Consider the following 5,521-nt stretch of genomic DNA (forward strand, 5'->3'; position numbering starts at 1 on the left):
TTCTAAAAAAGGCGATGACCTACTCTCCCACAGTTGCAGTACCATCGGCGCTAACGGGCTTAACTTCTCTGTTCGGAAAGGTAAGAGGTGAGCCCCGTCGCTATAACCACCTTAAATCTTTGTCCTTAAAATAAGGCACTATATTTTAACATATTGAAAAAAACACATTTTTAAAAAACTCACTCTAAAAAAACAGGCGTACAATAAGCCTACGGGTTATTAGTACTACTCGGCTATGACATTACTGCCTTTACACCTGTAGCCTATCAACGTGGTCATCTTCCACGGCCCTTTAAAGAAATCTCATCTTGTGGTGGGTTTCGCGCTTATATGCTTTCAGCGCTTATCCCTTCCGAACGTAGCTACCCTGCAATGCCCTTGGCAGAACAACAGGTACACCAGAGGTTCGTCCAACTCGGTCCTCTCGTACTAGAGTCAGATCCACTCAAATTTCTAACGCCCACAGTAGATAGAGACCGAACTGTCTCACGACGTTCTGAACCCAGCTCGCGTGCCACTTTAATGGGCGAACAGCCCAACCCTTGGGACCTTCTCCAGCCCCAGGATGTGACGAGCCGACATCGAGGTGCCAAACCCCCCCGTCGATGTGAGCTCTTGGGGGAGATCAGCCTGTTATCCCCGGAGTACCTTTTATCCTTTGAGCGATGGCCCTTCCATGCGGAACCACCGGATCACTATGCTCTACTTTCGTACCTGATCGACCTGTATGTCTCTCAGTCAAGCTCCCTTATGCCATTGCACTCTACGCACGGTTACCAAGCGTGCTGAGGGAACCTTTAGAAGCCTCCGTTACTCTTTTGGAGGCGACCACCCCAGTCAAACTACCCACCAAGCACTGTCCTTCGCAAGAAGTTAGACTCTAGATAAGCAAAGGGTGGTATTTCAACAATGACTCCACAACGCCTGGCGACGCCGCTTCAAAGTCTCCCACCTATCCTACACATTACTTATCCAAAGCCAATACTAAGCTATAGTAAAGGTTCACGGGGTCTTTTCGTCCCACTGCGGGTAATCGGCATCTTCACCGATACTACAATTTCACCGAGCTCATGGCTGAGACAGTGTCCAGATCGTTACACCATTCGTGCAGGTCGGAACTTACCCGACAAGGAATTTCGCTACCTTAGGACCGTTATAGTTACGGCCGCCGTTTACTGGGGCTTCATTTCATTGCTTCGCCGAAGCTAACAACTCCACTTAACCTTCCAGCACCGGGCAGGTGTCAGGCCCTATACATCATCTTTCGATTTAGCAGAGCCCTGTGTTTTTGATAAACAGTCGCCTGGACCTCTTCACTGCGGCCCCACCGGAGTGGGGCGACCCTTCTCCCGAAGTTACGGGTCGATTTTGCCTAGTTCCTTAGCCATGAATCTCTCGAGCACCTTAGAATTCTCATCCCAACTACCTGTGTCGGTTTAGGGTACGGGCTGCTTCACTCGCTTTTCTTGGAAGTCGCTTCTCTGGATTATCACCTTGGCCGTAGCCTCAGTGTACTATCGCCGTGTTACCACTGGCTTCAACGAACTATTCCGTCAGTTCGCACCAAATATACGCCTCCGTCACTTTTGTTGTGAGCAGGTACAGGAATATTAACCTGTTGTCCATCCACTTCCCCTTTCGGGTTCGCGTTAGGTCCCGACTAACCCTCAGCTGATTAGCATAGCTGAGGAAACCTTAGTCTTTCGGTGTGCGGGTTTCTCGCCCGCATTATCGTTACTTATGCCTACATTTTCTTTTGTAGCTTCTCCAGCATACCTCGCAGTACACCTTCGACGACACTACAATGCTCCCCTACCACTTTTACAAGTCCATAGCTTCGGTAGTATGTTTATGCCCGATTATTATCCATGCCGAACCGCTCGACTAGTGAGCTGTTACGCACTCTTTAAATGAATGGCTGCTTCCAAGCCAACATCCTAGCTGTCTAAGCAGTTCAACCTCGTTTATTCAACTTAACATACATTTGGGGACCTTAGCTGATGGTCTGGGTTCTTTCCCTCTCGGACATGGACCTTAGCACCCATGCCCTCACTGCTGATCATCATTTTATAGCATTCGGAGTTTGTCAGGAATTGGTAGGCGGTGAAGCCCCCGCATCCAATCAGTAGCTCTACCTCTATAAAACTAAATCAACGCTGCACCTAAATGCATTTCGGGGAGTACGAGCTATTTCCGAGTTTGATTGGCCTTTCACCCCTACCCACAGGTCATCCGAAGACTTTTCAACGTCAACCGGTTCGGGCCTCCACTGTGTGTTACCACAGCTTCACCCTGCCCATGGGTAGATCACACGGTTTCGCGTCTACCACTACTAACTATACGCCCTATTCAGACTCGCTTTCGCTACGGATCCGCACCTGAAGTGCTTAACCTTGCTAGCAACGGTAACTCGTAGGCTCATTATGCAAAAGGCACGCCGTCACCCTAATGGGCTCCGACCGCTTGTAAGCGTATGGTTTCAGGTTCTTTTTCACTCCCTTATTCAGGGTTCTTTTCACCTTTCCCTCACGGTACTAGTTCACTATCGGTCTCTCAGGAGTATTTAGCCTTAACGGATGGTCCCGCCAAATTCATACAGGATTACACGTGTCCCGCACTACTCAGGATACCACTATCAATAACGTTCTTTACCTATACGGGATTATCACCCTCTATGATTGCTCTTTCCAAAGCATTCTAGTTCATTACGCATTAAATATCGTGGTCCTACAACCCCAGCATTGCCGTAACAATACTGGTTTGGGCTGTTCCGCGTTCGCTCGCCACTACTAACGGAATCACTTTTGTTTTCTTCTCCTCCGGGTACTTAGATGTTTCAGTTCTCCGGGTTCGCCTCCTTACGGATAACATGTCTTCAACATGCTGGGTTGCCCCATTCGGATATCTGCGGATCAATTTGTATGTGCCAATCCCCGCAGCTTTTCGCAGCTTATCACGTCCTTCATCGCCTCTGAGAGCCTAGGCATTCCCCATACGCTCTTATTTAGCTTATTGTACTTTTTGTCTTTTTAATGAGTTACAATTATTGCTCGTTACAATAATTTAATTTTATTAAATATTTCTATCTAATTTTCATGTATCTTTTTCAATATGTCAATGAACTTTTTAGCTTTCGCTATCGTGGAGAATATCGGAGTCGAACCGATGACCTCCTGCGTGCAAGGCAGGCGCTCTAGCCAGCTGAGCTAATCCCCCATATACTAGTCGTTAGTACATAGTAGTTAGTAGTTAGACTATAACCACTACTCAACTTCCAGAATTTCCTATTAATTTAGTAGTCTCAGGCAGACTCGAACTGCCGACCTCTACATTATCAGTGTAGCGCTCTAACCAGCTGAGCTATGAGACTCTACTATAATAGATCATTTAAATTAACAGCAAAAGAACAGACTATTCCTTTTTTGAACTTCCTTATTAGTCGTCTTTCTCTAGAAAGGAGGTGTTCCAGCCGCACCTTCCGGTACGGCTACCTTGTTACGACTTAGCCCTAGTTACTAATTTTACCCTAGGCCGCTCCTTGCGGTGACGGACTTCAGGCACTCCCAGCTTCCATGGCTTGACGGGCGGTGTGTACAAGGCCCGGGAACGTATTCACCGGATCATGGCTGATATCCGATTACTAGCGATTCCAGCTTCACGGAGTCGAGTTGCAGACTCCGATCCGAACTGTGATAGGTTTTTAGGATTCGCTCCTGCTCACGCAGTGGCTGCCCTCTGTACCTACCATTGTAGCACGTGTGTAGCCCAGGACGTAAGGGCCGTGATGATTTGACGTCATCCCCACCTTCCTCACGGTTTGCACCGGCAGTCTTGCTAGAGTTCCCGACATTACTCGCTGGCAACTAACAACAGGGGTTGCGCTCGTTATAGGACTTAACCTGACACCTCACGGCACGAGCTGACGACAACCATGCAGCACCTTGTAAGTAGTCCGAAGAAAGATCTATCTCTAAATCATGCAACTTACATTTAAGCCCTGGTAAGGTTCCTCGCGTATCATCGAATTAAACCACATGCTCCACCGCTTGTGCGGGCCCCCGTCAATTCCTTTGAGTTTCATTCTTGCGAACGTACTCCCCAGGTGGGTCACTTATCACTTTCGCTTAGCCACTCAGACCGAAATCCGAACAGCTAGTGACCATCGTTTACGGCGTGGACTACCAGGGTATCTAATCCTGTTCGCTCCCCACGCTTTCGTCCATCAGTGTCAGTACATTATTAGTGATCTGCCTTCGCAATTGGTATTCTATGTAATATCTATGCATTTCACCGCTACACTACATATTCTAACCACTTCATAATGACTCAAGATAACCAGTATCAAAGGCAATTCTACAGTTGAGCTGCAGGATTTCACCTCTGACTTAATTATCCACCTACGGACCCTTTAAACCCAATGATTCCGGATAACGCTTGGATCCTCCGTATTACCGCGGCTGCTGGCACGGAGTTAGCCGATCCTTATTCTTACGGTACCGTCAAGCTCCCTCACGAGGGAGTGTTTCTTCCCGTATAAAAGCAGTTTACAACCCATAGGGCAGTCTTCCTGCACGCGGCATGGCTGGATCAGGCTTGCGCCCATTGTCCAATATTCCTCACTGCTGCCTCCCGTAGGAGTCTGGTCCGTGTCTCAGTACCAGTGTGGGGGATCCCCCTCTCAGGGCCCCTACCTATCGTTGCCATGGTGTGCCGTTACCACACCATCTAGCTAATAGGACGCATGCTCATCTTTTACCGATAAATCTTTAATCAAATGCCGATGCCGACTCTTGATACTATGGGATATTAATCCAAATTTCTCTGGGCTATCCCCCTGTAAAAGGTAGATTGCATACGCGTTACGCACCCGTGCGCCACTCGTCATCAGAAAAGCAAGCTTTTCTATGTTACCGTTCGACTTGCATGTGTTAGGCCTGCCGCTAGCGTTCATCCTGAGCCAGGATCAAACTCTTCATCGTTAAATCTTAAATATTATTTAACAACTAATATGGAATTTTATTCAGTACTCAAAATGGTCTATTCTTTTGTTTAATTAACATCGTTTCCAATGCTAATTTTACGCTGTCAATTCAATATGTTAATGAACTTTTATCTTCTCTTCTAAACCGTCTTATCGGTTAAGCGGGTGCAAATATAAAACCCTTTTTTTTATCCCACAATCTTTTTTGATTTTTTTTTGAAAATTTTTTCGAAACAATTCAAAACCCTTTTCTTAATCAGTATTTCTTGTGAACTTTTAGCCTCAACGTTCCCGTTTTTAGCGGCTGCAAATATACAACCTATTTTTTCTTTATCGCAAACTTTTTTTACTTTTTTTTAATGTTTTTCTCGAAAAATTTCGCCCGCTCTATAAACCAATACTTTACATATAATATTATTATCATTTATACTTCCTGAAAAACTACATTAAAATAAAATACACACTTTAAACATATATATACATACACTTAAAACACACAAAATAACTCTACACTATTAATCACTATTAACTATATGTATA

2 tRNA genes and 3 rRNA genes are annotated in these 5,521 nt (G+C 45.9%); all 5 read right to left on the minus strand.

The features are described from left to right. Nucleotides 1-6: 6 nt before the first annotated feature. The 5 genes from rrf to OD803_RS14390 all read right to left on the minus strand — a co-directional run bounded on the left by rrf (nucleotide 7) and on the right by OD803_RS14390 (nucleotide 4,979). Nucleotides 7-114, minus strand: a 5S ribosomal RNA gene (gene rrf, locus OD803_RS14370). Nucleotides 115-199: 85 nt separating this feature from the next. Next, nucleotides 200-3,015, minus strand: a 23S ribosomal RNA gene (locus tag OD803_RS14375). Between the two features lie 127 nt (nucleotides 3,016-3,142). Then, nucleotides 3,143-3,216: transfer RNA gene (locus OD803_RS14380), tRNA-Ala, on the minus strand. Between the two features lie 80 nt (nucleotides 3,217-3,296). Next, nucleotides 3,297-3,370, minus strand: a tRNA-Ile gene (locus OD803_RS14385). 83 nt (nucleotides 3,371-3,453) lie between these two features. Beyond that, nucleotides 3,454-4,979 (minus strand): 16S ribosomal RNA (locus OD803_RS14390). The 16S, 23S and 5S rRNA genes sit together here with 2 tRNA genes alongside, the layout of an rRNA operon. Nucleotides 4,980-5,521 lie beyond the last annotated feature (542 nt).

The sequence above is a fragment of the Gaetbulibacter sp. NE genome (assembly GCF_025548475.1).
Lineage (GTDB): Bacteria > Bacteroidota > Bacteroidia > Flavobacteriales > Flavobacteriaceae > Gaetbulibacter_B > Gaetbulibacter_B jejuensis.